The organism is Actinophytocola sp., assembly GCF_035634895.1.
Classification (GTDB): domain Bacteria; phylum Actinomycetota; class Actinomycetes; order Mycobacteriales; family Pseudonocardiaceae; genus Actinophytocola.
Genome location: NZ_DASQCC010000033.1, coordinates 13,114 through 27,824 on the forward strand (window position 1 = coordinate 13,114; position 14,711 = coordinate 27,824).

Sequence of the window (14,711 nt, forward strand, 5' to 3'; positions counted from 1 at the left end):
GGATCTTCACGTTAAGGAGGGCGCGGATGGCACGGGAGAACGTGATGTCGACGCCGATCTTCGACCAGCTGCTGCGCGAGATGGCGAAGCGAGCGGAGCCGCGCGCCACCCAACCGTCCGGGCAGCCGCCGACGCAACCACCGGCCCTGCCGGCACCGTCTCAGGCGCCACCGGCGGAGTCCGCGGCGCACGGTCAGGAGCAGCCGACACCCACCCCCCGCCGCCGCCACCGCGCGGACTGACCACTCGCGAGTCGCGCGTTCACCCATAGCGAGTCGCGTTTTCGTGCATACGTACGGTCCGGACAAAACAAACGGTCTGGACAAAACGGTCTACATGAAACCGCGACTCAGTGTGTCCGAACGCGGGACTCGCGCTGTTCTGGTGCGGGACTCGCGGGGGACTGTCCGCTTCGCCACACGGTCTTTAGCAAAGTGAACGAAATGGGTTAGCCTTGCTAAGGAACCTGTGTGAAGGGGGCTTCACTGTGTCGCGTGTGCGGTCGCTCGCCGAACTCGGCCCGCACTACAAGTGGATCGCGTTGTCGAACACGACGCTCGGGATGCTGATCGCCACGATCAACTCCTCGATCGTGCTCATCGCGCTTCCCGACGTGTTCAACGGGATCGGGATCAACCCGCTCGACCCCGCCAAGACCAGCTACCTGCTGTGGATGATCATGGGCTTCCTGATCGTCACGGCCGTGCTGGTCGTCAGCTTCGGGCGTCTCGGCGACATGTACGGCCGTGCCCGCATGTACAACCTGGGCTTCCTGATCTTCACGATCTCGTCGATCCTGCTGGCCGTCACCTGGATGACCGGCGACGCGGCCGCGCTGTGGCTGATCGGCTGGCGCGTGGTCCAGGGCGTCGGCGGCGCGTTCCTGATGGCCAACTCGAGCGCCATCCTGACCGACGCGTTCCCCGCGAACCAGCGCGGCCTCGCGCTCGGGATCAACGGTGTCGCCGCGGTCGCCGGGTCGTTCCTCGGCCTGGTCATGGGTGGGGTGCTCGCGCCGGTCAACTGGCACTGGGTGTTCCTCGTGTCCGTCCCCTTCGGGGTGATCGGCACGATCTGGGCGTATCTCCGGCTGCACGACACCTCCGAGCGCCAGAAGGCGCACCTGGACTGGGGCGGCAACATCACGTTCGGCGTGGGCCTGATCGCGGTGATGGTTGCGATCACCTACGGCCTCCAGCCGTATGGCGGTCACTCGATGGGATGGACCAACCCCTGGGTCCTGAGCGCGCTGGTGGGCGGTGTCGCGGTGCTGGGGGTGTTCGCCTGGATCGAGCGGCGCGTGGCCAACCCGCTGTTCAACCTGTCACTGTTCCGGATCCGGGTGTACAGCCTCGGCAACATCGCGAACCTGATGGCCTCGCTCGGCCGGGGCGGGCTGCAGTTCATCCTGATCATCTGGCTGCAGGGCATCTGGCTGCCGCAGCACGGGTACTCCTACGAGGAGACCCCGCTGTGGGCGGGCATCTACATGCTGCCGATGACGGTCGGGTTCCTGATCTCCGCGCCGCTGTCCGGCATGCTGTCCGACCGGCGCGGGGCGGCGTTCTTCACCACCGGCGGGATGGTGCTGACGGCGGTGACGTTCTTCCTCCTCACCGAGCTGCCGGTGAACTTCTCCTACCCGCTGTTCGCCGCGGTGCTGGTGGTCAACGGGATCGGCATGGGGATGTTCACGTCACCGAACCGGGCCGAGGTCATGTCGGCGCTGCCGGGCAACGCGCGTGGCGTCGGGGCGGGCATGACCGCCACGTTCCAGAACTCCGCGATGGTGCTGTCGATCGGCGTGTTCTTCAGCCTCATGATCGCGGGCCTGTCGTCGTCGCTGCCGACCGCGATGAGCACCGGCCTGACCTCCCACGGTGTGTCGGCGGCCGCGGCGGACCAGGTGGCGCAGCTGCCGGCGGTCGGCGTGCTGTTCGCGGCGTTCCTCGGCTACAACCCGATCCAGCACCTGCTCGGGGGGACACTCGGCGGGCTGCCGCCGGACCAGGCGAGCTTCCTGACCGGGCAGAGCTTCTTCCCGAGCCTGATCACGCAGCCGTTCGCGGACGGCCTGCACGTGGCGTTCTGGTTCGCGATCGTCGCGAGCCTGGTCGCCGCCGCGGCCTCGTGGTTCGGCCGGCCCCGCAGCGGCAAGGCCGGCGTGGTCGACGCGCCGGCCGTCGCGGCGCCCGCGGCGACGACGCCCCAGACCGCGTCGTAAACCGCTTCACATGCCGCGGCGCTGTGCCACCGCCGCGGCCTGGATCCGGCTCTTCAGGCCCAGCTTGCGCAGGATGTTCGACACGTGGACGCTCGCCGTCTTCACGCTGATGAACAGCTCCGCCGCGATGTCCGCGTTGGTCAGGCCGCGGGCCACCAGGGCGAGCACCTCCGCCTCCCGCGCCGTCAGGCCGTCCGGGTCCTCGGCCACGGGCACCTGGGCCACCGGCAGCGTGATCCGGGCCCGGTCCGCCAGCGCCTGGATGTCCGCGGCGAGAGGCGCGGCCCTCAGCTCCGCCGCGACGGCCGCCGCCTCCGTAAGCGCGGTCACCGCCCGCTGCCGGGCACCACGCGTCAGCAGCACCGCCTCCGCCCAGCGGAACCGCTGGTAGGCCAGCAGGAACCGGTCGTGCGCCGGATCCACCGCCGCCCACGCCTCGGGTGCCGGCGTGGTCAACCGGGTCAGCTCCGCGCGGGCCAGCGCCAGGTACCGGCGGGTCCTCGGCAGCAGCTGGGCGCCGTCCGTCTCCAGTGCCGCCAGGCGGGCCTCGCCGGCCGACAGGATCTCCTCGGCCCGCGCCGCCCCGTCGGCGAGGTCCGCCTCCACCCGCACGCCCACCCACACCACCCGGGCCGAGCGGTGCTGGTTGTCCGCGGCCAGTGCCACCCGCAGACCCTCACCGACCGCAGCGCGGGCGTCGGCGAAGCGGCCCTCCCGCAGCGCCAGCAACGCCTGCAGCGCCGACAGCTCCGTCCCGTGCTGCACGTCGTCCTGGCCGGTCAGGACGGACGCGCACGCCGAAAGCAGCGTGCCGGCCGCGGCCACCTCGCCGCGCTTGATGTACACGTCCGCGCGGGCCAGGTCCATCGGCAGCCGGGTGAAGGCGTCCGCGGCCTGGTCGGCCGGGTCCTCGGCGGCGTCCAGCGCCTCGTCCCAGCGGTTCAGCTCGGCCAGCGCGCGCACCTGGTTGCCCACGATGAGCAGCAGGTAGAAGTCGAAGCCGAACTCACTCGCCCGCGCGATGCCCTCGCGGGCCAGCGTCAGCGCCTCCTCCGGGCGGTCCACCCACACCAGCGCCTCGGGGTGGTTGGCGTAGTTGACGCCCAGCATGCGCGGCACCCGGATCTCGTTGGCCAGCGCCAGGTGCTGGCGCAGGTACGACAGGCCGTCGTCCACGTGTCCCGTGCCGATCGACGAGATGGCCAACACCATCAGGCCGCGGCCGTAGGTGACCCTGTCGCCGGCCGCCGACGCCACCGGCAGCAGCTCACGCGCGAACCGCAGCGCGTCGCGGTGCTGGGAAGACAGCATCGCCAGCCCCGCCCGGTGCGCCATGATCGCCATCCGTTCCGGCGAGTCGGCCGGGACCAGCTCCAGCGCACGCAGGTTCGCCGACCGGGCCAGCGGCCAGTCCGCGGACGCCCACGCCCGGTGCGCCAGTTCCGCGTACGCCACCGCGACCTTCTCCGGCGCCACCACGGGGTCCAGCAGCGCCAGCCGCTGCTGCGTCAGCTCGACCGCCCGCCGGTTGCGGCTCGCGATGCTCGCGGCCGCCGCGGCCCGCTCCAGCAGCGTGTCCAGGTCCAACCCCGTCAACGGCTCCGGCGCGGTCGCCTCCCGCCACCGCCGGATCGCCCGCTCGTAGTGCGCGTGTGCCTCGGCAGGCGCGAACGCCGCGCTCGCGGACTCGGCCGCCCGCACGGACGCCGCCAGCGCCTCGTCCACCTGGCCCGCGGCGTCCCAGTGGTGCGCCAGCTCGGCCACCGGCGTCGGCCGTGCGGCCAGCAGCCGGGCGACCCGGGCGTGGGCGTCCCGGCGCTCGCCCGGCAGGAGGTCGGCGTAGATGGCCTCGCGGATCAACGCGTGCCGGAACGCGTAGCCGTCCTCGCCCGCCACGAGCTGACCGTGGTGAACCAGGTCCCGCACCGAGCCGGCGATGTCCACGTCGGACAGCTCGGCCAGCGAGGCGAGCAGGTCGTGCGACACCGTCCGCCCGATCACCGAGGCGAGGCGGGACAGCTGCCGCGCGCCCTCGGTCAGACGCGCGAGCCGGGTGATCACCACCTCGCGCACGGTCTGGGGCACCTCACCCGGCGCCGGCCAGGCGGCGATCAGCTCCTCGGTGAAGAACGGGTTGCCCTCGGCCCGGGACACCAGCACCGTCACCATCTCGCGGCCTGGCTCCACGCCCAGCAGGCCGCGGGCCAGCGCCCTGGTCTCGGTCGGCGTCAGCGGCGACAGCCGCAGCCGCTCGGCGTGCGGGAGCCGGGCCAGCTCGGCGACCATCCCGGCCACCGGGTGGTCGCCGCCGACCTCGCCGGTGCGGACCGTGCCGACCTGCAGCACCGGCGCGTGCCGCAACGCCCGCTGCAGGAACACGAGCAGGTCGCGGGTCGACGCGTCCGCCCAGTGCAGGTCCTCCAGGACCAGCACGACCGGCTGTCCCGCACTCGCGATCGTCTCGGCGACCCGGCGGAACTCGCTGGCCCGGTCGGGTGTGCCGGTGAAGAACGTGCCGGGCAGCGCCTCGTCGAACGCCGCGTAGGGGATGTCCGCCTCGAGCTGGAGGCAGCCGCCGGACAGGACGGTCGCGCCGTCCCGCGCGGCCTGGTCCGCGAACTCCTGCACCAGCCGCGTCTTGCCGACGCCGGCGTCGCCCTCGACCAGCACGAGCCGTCCGGTGCCGGCGGCCGCGTCCGCCAGGGCGCCGGCCAGTACGGCCAGCTCGGCCTGCCGGCCGATCAGCTCAGGTACCGACACCCGTCTCGACACGCGGACAGTATGCGTCCCGCCTAAGTCACCGGTAAGGCCGATCTGAGGCAATGCCCAATGTGCGTCACCCCTGGTCCGGCCAGGATTGACCCCGGTGAGACACAGGGAGCACGACATGATCACCACCACGATCGACGGGTACCCGTTATCGGACCGTGGCCAGGACTGGCCGCCGCTGCCCGAGCAGGCACAACGGCCGCTGCACCAGGCGGTGCTCGCCGCGCTGGGGCCGGTCGACGGGCTGCGGCTGCTGGACGTCGACTGCGGGGTGGGTCTGTTCCTGCGAGCGGCAGAGCGGCGGGGGGCGCTGGTGGCCGGCACGGACGCCGCCGTGGCACGTCTGGAGATCGCCCGCTGGGCGTTGCCGGACGCGGATCTGCGGGTCGCCGACGTGGGCGACGACCTGCCGTTCGACAACGGCACGTTCGACGTGGTCACCGCCAGGACGGTCGAGGGCGCCGTCCTGACCGAGCTGGCGCGGGTGGTCCGGCCCGGCGGTCTGGTCGCGGTCGGACGCTGGGTCCGACCGTCCGGCTGCTGGACCGAGGCGTTCGCGGGCCACCTGCGCCGGCTCGGCCTGCTCCCACCCGCGACCGGCACCGACGACGGTCTCGACGGCGAGCTGCGGTCCGCCGGGCTGGCCGTGCGCGGCGGCGGCGACGTGCGGTTCACCGCCAACTACCCGAGCACCGGCGCCGCGTGGTCGGCCATGCTCCGCGGCGAGGACATGCAGCGTGCGGTCCGGCTGGTGGGGGAGGCGAAGGTGCGCGACGCGTTCGCCGAGTCGGCGGCCCCCGTGGCCGCGCCGGACGGCGCCGTCCTGCTGCCCAAGACGTTCCGGTACGCCGTGGCCGCCGCGCCGGTGTGGAGCCTCCCCCGCGCGCCGCGCTGACCGGCGAATACGCTGCGGGCATGGCCTCCCCGCCCGAGGAGCTGCCCGACCGGTGGCTCACCATCCCGAACCTGCTGAGCGTGATCCGCCTGGCGCTGGTTCCCGTGTTCCTGTGGCTCCTGCTCGGTCCGGAAGCGGACGGCTGGGCGCTCGCCGTGCTCGTCTACTCGGGCGTCTCCGACTGGGCCGACGGCAAGATCGCCCGGTGGCTCAACCAGGCCAGCCGTCTCGGCGCGCTCCTCGACCCGGCCGCCGACCGGCTGTACACGCTGGCCACGGTGGTCGCGTTCGTGCTGCGGGGCATCATCCCGCTGTGGTTCGCGCTGGTCCTGGTCGGCCGGGACCTGCTGGTCGCGGTCTGCATCTGGCTGCTGCGCCGGGCCGGCTTCGGCCCGCCCGAGGTGACCTACATCGGCAAGGCGGCCACGTTCAACCTGATGTACGCGATGCCGCTGCTCCTGATCGCCCAGGGCGGCTCGGACTTCGCCACGATCGCGCGCCCGTTCGCGTACGCGTTCGTCGTGTGGGGGAGCGTGCTGTTCGTCTGGTCGGGGCTGCTCTACGTGGTGCAGACGCGTGCGGCACTGCGCGCGAGCACATCCGCCCCACCACCTCTACCATTCGGCCAAACCCCGAGCGCGGAGGAAGTTCAGTGACGCCGGAAGACCTCAAGTACACCGACGAGCACGAGTGGCTGACCGTCACCGAGGGCAGCACCGTGCGCGTCGGCATCACGGCCTACGCCCAGGACCAGCTGGGCGACGTCGTGTTCGTCGAGCTGCCCAAGGTGGGCGCCACGGTGGAAGCCGGCACGCCGCTGGGCGAGGTCGAGTCCACCAAGAGCGTCTCGGAGATCTTCGCGCCCCTGTCCGGCACGGTCGTGGCGGTCAACAACGCCCTCGACGACAGCCCCGAGCTGATCAACTCCGACCCCTACGGCGACGGCTGGATCGTGGAGATCAACGCCGAGGATCTGAGCGCCCTCGACGAGCTGATGGACGCCGCCGCCTACCAGGAGCTGACCGAGAAGGATTGATCAGGGGAGTCACCTCCATGAGCCCTGATCGCGCACGGTAGGTTTGGTGCGTACGAAGTAGGACCAGCAGGAGGAGAGCTCAGGTGAGCACCAACGACGGGCCCGGCGTGCCGCCGGAGCAGTCGCCGGAGCGGACGTCCGTCTTCCGGGCCGACTTCCTCGACGCCGAGGGAAACGAGCAGCCACCACCGGAGCCTTCGGTAGCCGGTGTCGACGCTCTGCCGGCTGGTTCGGCTCTTCTCGTCGTCAAGCGGGGGCCGAACGCGGGTTCGCGCTTCCTGCTCGACCGCGACACCACGAGCGCGGGCCGGCATCCTGACAGCGACATCTTTCTCGACGATGTCACGGTTTCACGTCGGCACGCGGAGTTCCGGCGCGAGGGTGGCGAGTTCGTGGTGATCGACGTCGGCAGCCTCAACGGCACCTACGTCAATCGGGAGCCGGTCGACTCGGCCGTGCTCGCGGGCGGCGACGAGGTGCAGATCGGCAAGTTCCGCCTGGTGTTCCTCACCGGGGCCACCGCACACTAGTCGTCCTGAGTGGTCGGCGGCGCTGGACTGACGAGCAACGCGGGCCCGGCATGAACCCGGGCCCGCGCACGCAGGACGACGCCGTCTTCCCGGACCACTCGGGCAGCGGGCGGAGCGAGCCAGAGCGACACAGGGAGTCGGTGTGACGGCGGCCGGGCGGCCAATCGGCGACCGGCTGAGCATCGGTGCGGTGCTCGGCCGGCTTCGCGAGGAGTTCCCGGACGTCACGATCTCGAAGATCCGGTTCCTGGAGGCGGAAGGGCTGGTAAGGCCGGCCCGCACCGCCTCCGGGTACCGGCAGTTCACCACGGCCGACGTCGAGCGGCTGAGGTTCGTCCTGGCCGCGCAGCGCGACCGTTACCTGCCGCTCAAGGTCATCAAGGAACAGCTGGACGCGGCCGACGGCACCCCCGACCGGCCACGTGTGCTGCGTGCCGTGGCGACCGACGGGCTGCCGACCGCCGACGACTTCGCCGAGGCGCCGATCCGGCGGATGACTCGCGAGGAGCTGCTCGCGAGTGCCGGGATCGACGCGTCCGTGCTGGCCGAGCTGGAGCAGTTCGGCCTGATCAGAACCGGTGAGGCCGGGCTGTACGACACGGTGTCCGCGCAGATCGCCAGGACGGCCAGGGCACTGGCCGCGTTCGGCATCGAGCCCCGGCACCTGCGTGGTTTCCGTGCGGCGGCGGACCGCGAGGTCGGGCTGGTCGAGCAGATCGTGTCGCCGGTGCGCAAGGACGACAGCCGAGTCGACGAGATGGTCCGCGAGCTGGCCGCACTGTCGGTAGGCCTGCACACACTTCTGGTCAAGGCGGGGCTCCGCGGCATCGCCGGGAAGTAAGCTGTCGATCAGGGCGTTGGCCTCTTCGGGCACCAGAGCCTGGACATCGATCTGATTACACAAGCGTTGGGACCCGATGACGGGTAGCGTCGACGTCAGCGATACGCGATCCTCGATGATGTGGGTGCATATCCTCGCTGAGCGTGCGGAGGGAGGCGAACCCGATGAGCGAGATGCGAGTCGTGGGCGTGCGGGTGGAACTGCCGGCCAATCAACCGATCTTGCTACTACGCGAAACCGAAGGTGAGCGGTACCTCCCGATCTGGATCGGCTCGGTGGAGGCAACGGCCATCGCGCTGGAGCAGCAGGGGGTGCGGCCGGCGCGGCCGCTGACGCACGACCTGCTCAAGGACGTGATCGGCGCGCTGGGACGGGAGCTCGAGCAGGTGCGGATCACCGACCTGCGCGAAGGCACGTTCTTCGCCGAGCTGGTGTTCGACGGTGACGTGCGGGTGTCCGCCCGGCCGAGTGACTCGGTCGCGCTGGCCCTGCGGGTCGGGGTGCCCATCCACGCGGAGGACTCCGTGCTCCAGGAGGCCGGGTTGATCATCCCGGACGAGCAGGAGGACGAGGTCGAGAAGTTCCGGGAGTTCCTGGACAGCGTCTCCCCGGAAGACTTCCGGGGCGCGGATACCTAGTCGGTAACAAAGTCTCCACAACAGGTTTAGGTTTGCGACCTGTTGCCCGCGCGTCGCGTTGACCCTGTCCCCCCGCCGACCTACCGTCGTGTTACGAGCCTGTGGTTTTCAGGTTCGGGCGTGTGGCAGGAGACTGGAGGCAGGCGTGGTCGAGGATGGTCCCGTCACCGGTGAGCAGGGTGAGCTGTTTCCGGACTCTTCCGGACCGGACGAGCTCGTCGGCTACCGCGGACCCGCGGCTTGTCAGATCGCCGGTATCACCTACCGCCAGCTGGACTACTGGGCGCGGACGGGCCTGGTGGCACCGACCGTACGTACCGCGCACGGTTCCGGCTCGGCCCGGCTCTACTCGTTCAAGGACATCCTGGTCCTGAAGGTGGTAAAACGCCTGCTGGACACGGGTGTATCGCTCCAGAACATCCGGGTGGCCGTCGACCACCTGCGCCGCCGCGGCGTCCGCGACCTGGCGAGGATCACCCTGTTCTCCGACGGCACGACCGTCTACGAGTGCACCTCCCCGGAGGAGATCGTCGACCTGCTGCAGGGCGGCCAGGGCGTCTTCGGCATAGCCGTCTCCGGCGCGATGCAGGAGATCAACGGCACCATCCACGACTTCCCGGCCGAACGCGCCGACGGCGGCATCGTCGAAACGGTCACCGACGACGAACTGACCGCCCGCCGCAAGGCCCGCAACGCAGGCTAACCGCGAGTCCCGCGTTCAGACCTAGCGAGTCCCGCGTTCGCGCACACCGAGTTGCGGGTTCGTGCACACGGCGTACACACGGACCGTGCACGAAACCGCAACTCGCTATGTGCGGGTGCGGGACTCGCGGTGTTTGAACGCGGGACTCGCGAGGGGCTGGGGTAGGCTTGCGCGGTAGTCGCCGAATCCACGCGGGAGAGTCCGAGTCTCGGCTCGGCGCCGAAGGAGCAAATCCTCCCCGGAACCTCTCAGGCACCCGAACCGCGTGGGTGAGACGCCTCTGGAAAGTGGCCCCGGGCCCGCCGAAGGTGCAAGTCCGCTGATGCTGGACGAAGCTCTCAGGCGCACGACCTACCGTGCACGGACAGAGGGGGAGGGCAGCGAAGCCATGCCCACCCCGACGCCCGGAGGCGCGCCAGATGACCCAGGACCGGATCCCCCTCGCCGCCCTCGAGGACGGCACCCTGTTCGCCGACCGGCACGTCGGGCCGCGGGCCGCCGAGCTCGCCGGCATGCTCGACGTCATCGGCGTCGGCTCGCTCGAGGAGCTGGTCGAGCGCACCGTCCCCGAGTCGATCCGCGAGGTCAGCCCGGACCTTGAGCTGCCCCCGCCCGCCTCGGAGGCCCAGGCGCTGGCCGAGCTCCGCGCCCTCGCCGCGAGGAACAAGCCGCTGACCTCGATGATCGGCCTCGGCTACTACGGCACGGTCACCCCGCCGGTCATCCGCCGCAACGTCATCGAGAGCCCGGCCTGGTACACGGCCTACACGCCCTACCAGCCGGAGATCTCCCAGGGCCGGCTCGAGGCCCTCCTCAACTTCCAGACCATGGTCGCCGACCTCACCGGCCTGCCGCTCGCCAACGCCTCCATGCTGGACGAGTCCACGGCCGCCGCCGAGGGCATGACGCTCGTCCGGCGCGCCGGCAAGGCCAGGTCGAACCGCTTCCTGGTCGACGCCGACACGTTCCCGCAGACCATCGCCGTGATCGAGACCCGTGCCGAGCCGCTCGGCATCGAGGTCGAGGTCGCCGACCTGGCGCAGGGCCTGCCCGACGGCGAGTTCTTCGGCCTCCTGCTGTCCTACCCCGGGGCGAGCGGTGCCGTGCGGGACCACGAGGACCTCATCGAACAGGCCCACGAGCGCGGCGCCCAGGTGGTCGTCGCCGCCGACATCCTCGCGCTCACCCTCCTGCGCTCACCTGGCGAGATCGGCGCGGACGTGGTCGCCGGCAGCACCCAGCGGTTCGGCGTGCCCATGGGCTTCGGCGGCCCGCACGCCGGCTACCTGGCCGTCCGCCAGGGTCTCGAGCGGCAGCTGCCCGGCCGGCTCGTCGGCGTGAGCGTCGACGCGGACGGCAACCGCGCCTACCGGCTCGCGCTGCAGACCCGTGAGCAGCACATCCGCCGCGAGAAGGCCACCAGCAACATCTGCACCGCACAGGTCCTGCTGGCGATCGTCGCCTCGATGTACGCCGTCTACCACGGCCCGCAGGGACTCCGGAACATCGCGACCCGCGCCCACCGCATGGCCGCCGTGTTCGCCGCCGGTCTGCGGGCCGGTGGCTTCGACCTCGCGCACGAGAGCTTCTTCGACACGGTCGAGGTGCGCACCCCGAACCGCGCCGACGAGATCGTCCGCAACGCGCGGGACCGCGGCATCAACATCCGCCGGGTGTCCGAGGACCTCGTCGCGGTCGCCTGTGACGAGACCACGACCCGCGAGCACGTGCGCCTGCTGTGGGCGTCCTTCGGCGTCGGCGGGGACGTCGACCTGCTCGACGCCGACACGCCCGACGCGTACCCGGCGACGCTGGCCCGCACCTCGGAGTACCTGACACACCCGGTGTTCGCCACGCACCGCTCGGAGACCGCGCTGCTGCGGTACCTGCGTGCCCTGTCGGACAAGGACGTCGCGCTCGACCGGAGCATGATCCCGCTCGGCTCGTGCACGATGAAGCTCAACGCCACGGCCGAGATGGAGCCGATCACCTGGCCGGAGTTCGCGAACCTGCACCCGTTCGCGCCCGCCGCCGACGCCGCCGGGCTGCTGAGCATCGTCACCGACCTGGAGGAGTGGCTCGCCCAGCTCACCGGCTACGACGCGGTGAGCCTCCAGCCCAACGCCGGCAGCCAGGGCGAGTTCGCGGGCCTGCTCGCGATCCGCGCGTACCACCGCGGATGCGGCCACGGCGAGCGCAACGTCTGCCTCATCCCGGCCAGCGCACACGGCACGAACGCCGCCAGCGCCGCCATGGCCGGCATGAAGGTCGTCGTGGTTCGCTGTGACGACAAGGGAAACATCGACCTCGACCACCTGCGGTCCACCGTGGACGCACACCGCGACGACCTCGCCGCGATCATGATCACCTACCCGTCGACCCACGGCGTGTACGAGGACACGGTCCGCACGGTCTGCGGCCTGGTGCACGACGCGGGCGGACAGGTCTATGTGGACGGCGCCAACCTCAACGCGCTGATCGGCCTGGCCCGCTTCGGCAGGTTCGGCGCCGACGTGTCGCATCTCAACCTGCACAAGACGTTCTGCATCCCGCACGGCGGCGGCGGCCCTGGTGTCGGCCCGATCGGGGTGCGGTCGCACCTCGCGCCGTACCTGCCGAACCACCCGCTGCAGCCCAAGGCCGGCCCGAGGACGGGCGTCGGCCCGATCAGCGCGGCGCCGTGGGGCAGCGCGTCGATCCTGCCGATCTCGTGGGCGTACGTGCGGATGATGGGTGCCGCGGGCCTGCGCCGGGCGAGCATGACCGCGGTGGCGGCGGCGAACTACGTCGCGAAGCGGCTGAACGAGCACTTCCCGGTGCTGTATGTGGGCGAGGGCGGGTTCGTCGCGCACGAGTGCATCCTGGACCTGCGCGGCATCACGAAGGCCACGGGCATCACGGTCGACGACGTGGCCAAGCGCCTCGCCGACTACGGCCTGCACGCGCCGACGATGTCGTTCCCGGTGGCCGGCACGCTCATGGTCGAGCCGACCGAGAGCGAGGACCTCGCGGAGCTGGATCGCTTCTGCACGGCCATGATCGCGATCCGCCGCGAGATCGACCTGGTCGCCCGCGGCCACTGGCCGCTGGAGGACAACCCGCTGCGCGGCGCCCCGCACACGGCGGAGTCCGTCGCGGGCAAGTGGGAGCACCCGTACAGCCGCGAGGAGGCCGTGTACCCGGAGGGCGCGTCGGGCCCGAAGCTGTGGCCGCCGGTCCGCCGCATCGACGGCGCGAAGGGCGATCGCAACCTGGTGTGCTCCTGCCCCCCGATCGAGGCGTATCAGTGACGTTCTAGCAACCGCAACCAGGTGCGTGTCGTCGCGCACGAGGAGGTCCGCGCCCGGTTCGGCGCGGACCTCCTTGCTGTGCCGGGACTTCTCGGGTTCGCCGCCGGCGACAGGTCAGCGGCCCGTGATCTCGTTCAGCAACGCCTCGACGTCGTCCCGGGTGTAGTTGCCGCTGACCTGCACGTCGCCGCCGGTGATCGCGGCCTGGACGGTCGGCGCGACCACCACCTTGCCGTCGATCACGATCGCGAGCCGCTCGCCGGTGTGCGCGGTGGTCCAGTCGGCGAACGTCCTGGTGTCCTTGGCGTTCAGGTGGAGGACCAACGCCCAGGTGCCGTTGTCGCTGCTGATGTCGGCGCCGTCCAGCCGCTCGACAGTCATGATCGGGTCGGCCAACGTCAGTGACTCACCGGTGGTCGGGTCCGTCAGGACCTTGGTGCCGTCGTCCGCCACCGGACGCAGCTCGATCGGGACCACCAGGCTCACCGCGCCCACGGTCGGGGAGGTGTCCTTCTCCGGCGCGCCGGCGACCTCGGTGCCGCACCCCGCCAGCACCAGCGACGCCGACAACAGCGCCGACAACCATGCCCGCACGCGTCCTCCTCAGCCGAGCAGCTCCTCGCACAACGCGATCAGGCCGGCCCGCAGGGGACGAGCCCGCTCCGTGAAGTCGGCCTGCTCCCGCCGGTACTCGGCACGCCCGCCGGCCGTCTCGATCCGGACCGGAGCGTAGCCGAGCGGGGCGAGGTCGTACGGGCTGGCACGCATGTCCAGCGAGCGGATGTCCAGCGCCAGCTCGAAACAGTCGGCGACGAGCGAGGAGGGCGCGTAGGGGTCCAGTTTGTACGCCCACTTGTAGAGGTCCATGCCCGCATGGAGGCAGCCAGGCTGTTCGAGTGCGACCTGGTCGGACCGTTGTGGCTGCACCATGTTGAGCGGCCGGGCGGCGGGCGTGAAGAACCGGAACGCGTCGAAGTGCGTGCACCGCGCGGGAAGCGACTCGACGACCGCGTCCGTGCCGGTCGCCCCGAGCCGCAGCGGCCAGTCCTCGTGCCGCACGTCCCCGGACCGGTAGACCATCGCCCACTCGTGCAGCCCAAAGCAGCCGAACCGGGGCGGCCGGGCGGCGGTCGCGGTCAGGAGACCGTGGGCGAACTCGACGGTCGAACGCCGCGAGTCCGGCAGCGGTCCCAGTTCGACGCCCCGCGGTGTCTCCCGGTACGCCGGCCACCGCAGGAACTCGCCGGCGCCGGCGAGCTCGACGCCCGGGCCGGGGTGCCAGCGCAGCAGCTTGGCCGGCCGGTACGAGTAGTACGTGAAGAGGAAGTCGAGGACGGGGTGTCGCGCACCGCGTGACCGCCGCTCCCGCAGCGGGTCCGTCCACTTCCGCACCCTGGCGACATGCACGTCCCGTCGTGCCCGCCATTCGGCAGGGGCGAGCAGCGTCCGGTTCACCCCGACACCCTACTGGCGGCCGGGCAGGCGCAGCTCACCGATCACGTAGCCGGCGCCGTCGACGGTCGACGCCCCGAGCACCGGTTGCTCGTACTCCGGCGGCCACTGCGTGTCGTCCGACCAGCGGACGCGGCTGAGGTCGGCACCGTCGAGATCGGCGTCCGTCAGGTCGGCGCCGGCCAGGACCGACTGGCGCAGGTTCGCCGCCGTGAGCCGGGCCCCGGCCAGGTTCCCGCCGCTCAGCGCCATGCCCGCCAACGTGGCCCCGGTGAGGTCGGCGCCGCGGAGGTTCGCGGGTGCCAGGTTCGTGTACGTCATGACGATCCCGGC

General features: G+C 71.3%; 14 protein-coding genes and 1 riboswitch. Of the genes, 10 read left to right on the top strand and 4 right to left on the bottom strand.

All coding sequences use genetic code 11. The features are described 5' to 3' along the window. Window positions 1-26: 26 nt before the first annotated feature. A complete protein-coding gene (locus VET29_RS05350) occupies window positions 27-242 on the top strand; it encodes a hypothetical protein (RefSeq protein WP_324915417.1) in 216 nt (71 codons plus the stop codon). A gap of 320 nt (window positions 243-562) precedes the next feature. Continuing rightward, the gene (locus VET29_RS05355; RefSeq protein ID WP_324915449.1) at window positions 563-2,224 is read left to right on the top strand and encodes an MFS transporter; all 1,662 of its coding nucleotides are present in this window, start codon (window positions 563-565) and stop codon (window positions 2,222-2,224) included. A gap of 6 nt (window positions 2,225-2,230) precedes the next feature. On the opposite strand, the gene VET29_RS05360 is transcribed toward VET29_RS05355, so the two are convergent. After that, window positions 2,231-4,996, bottom strand: a complete 2,766-nt coding sequence (locus VET29_RS05360) for a helix-turn-helix transcriptional regulator (protein WP_324915420.1) — start codon at window positions 4,994-4,996, stop codon at window positions 2,231-2,233. A 115-nt stretch (window positions 4,997-5,111) separates the two neighbouring features. Between VET29_RS05360 and VET29_RS05365 the strand changes: the two genes are divergently transcribed. The 8 genes from VET29_RS05365 to gcvP all read left to right on the top strand — a co-directional run bounded on the left by VET29_RS05365 (window position 5,112) and on the right by gcvP (window position 12,926). Then, a complete protein-coding gene (locus VET29_RS05365; protein ID WP_324915422.1) occupies window positions 5,112-5,888 on the top strand; it encodes a class I SAM-dependent methyltransferase in 777 nt (258 codons plus the stop codon). Window positions 5,889-5,908: 20 nt separating this feature from the next. Then, window positions 5,909-6,544 (top strand): CDP-alcohol phosphatidyltransferase family protein, encoded by a 636-nt coding sequence (locus VET29_RS05370; protein ID WP_324915425.1) that lies wholly within the window; start codon window positions 5,909-5,911, stop codon window positions 6,542-6,544. Beyond that, entirely contained in the window at window positions 6,541-6,924 is a 384-nt protein-coding gene (gcvH, locus tag VET29_RS05375) for a glycine cleavage system protein GcvH (protein WP_324915427.1), read from the top strand. The genes VET29_RS05370 and gcvH overlap by 4 nt, the downstream gene beginning before the upstream one ends. Before the next feature lie 83 nt (window positions 6,925-7,007). Next, on the top strand, window positions 7,008-7,454 hold the full coding sequence (garA, locus tag VET29_RS05380; RefSeq protein WP_324915431.1) for a glycogen accumulation regulator GarA: 447 nt from the start codon (window positions 7,008-7,010) through the stop codon (window positions 7,452-7,454). A gap of 142 nt (window positions 7,455-7,596) precedes the next feature. Next, window positions 7,597-8,295: a MerR family transcriptional regulator gene (locus tag VET29_RS05385; RefSeq protein ID WP_324915433.1), complete on the top strand. Its 699-nt coding sequence runs from the start codon at window positions 7,597-7,599 to the stop codon at window positions 8,293-8,295. Window positions 8,296-8,459: 164 nt separating this feature from the next. Beyond that, window positions 8,460-8,933 carry a bifunctional nuclease family protein gene (locus tag VET29_RS05390; protein ID WP_054046144.1) on the top strand — a complete coding sequence of 158 codons (474 nt, stop codon included), beginning with the start codon at window positions 8,460-8,462 and terminating at the stop codon, window positions 8,931-8,933. Between the two features lie 145 nt (window positions 8,934-9,078). Beyond that, window positions 9,079-9,636, top strand: a complete 558-nt coding sequence (locus VET29_RS05395; RefSeq protein ID WP_324915438.1) for a MerR family transcriptional regulator — start codon at window positions 9,079-9,081, stop codon at window positions 9,634-9,636. A 182-nt stretch (window positions 9,637-9,818) separates the two neighbouring features. After that, window positions 9,819-9,910: riboswitch (glycine riboswitch) on the top strand. A 145-nt stretch (window positions 9,911-10,055) separates the two neighbouring features. Then, window positions 10,056-12,926, top strand: a complete 2,871-nt coding sequence (gcvP, locus tag VET29_RS05400; RefSeq protein WP_324915440.1) for an aminomethyl-transferring glycine dehydrogenase — start codon at window positions 10,056-10,058, stop codon at window positions 12,924-12,926. A gap of 114 nt (window positions 12,927-13,040) precedes the next feature. On the opposite strand, the gene VET29_RS05405 is transcribed toward gcvP, so the two are convergent. The 3 genes from VET29_RS05405 to VET29_RS05415 all read right to left on the bottom strand — a co-directional run. Beyond that, window positions 13,041-13,520: a SecDF P1 head subdomain-containing protein gene (locus tag VET29_RS05405; RefSeq protein ID WP_324915443.1), complete on the bottom strand. Its 480-nt coding sequence runs from the start codon at window positions 13,518-13,520 to the stop codon at window positions 13,041-13,043. 9 nt (window positions 13,521-13,529) lie between these two features. Beyond that, the gene (locus VET29_RS05410) at window positions 13,530-14,381 is read right to left on the bottom strand and encodes a 3-methyladenine DNA glycosylase (RefSeq protein ID WP_324915445.1); all 852 of its coding nucleotides are present in this window, start codon (window positions 14,379-14,381) and stop codon (window positions 13,530-13,532) included. A gap of 9 nt (window positions 14,382-14,390) precedes the next feature. After that, the coding region (locus VET29_RS05415; RefSeq protein WP_324915447.1) for a pentapeptide repeat-containing protein at window positions 14,391-14,711 on the bottom strand (321 nt) is incomplete at its 5' end.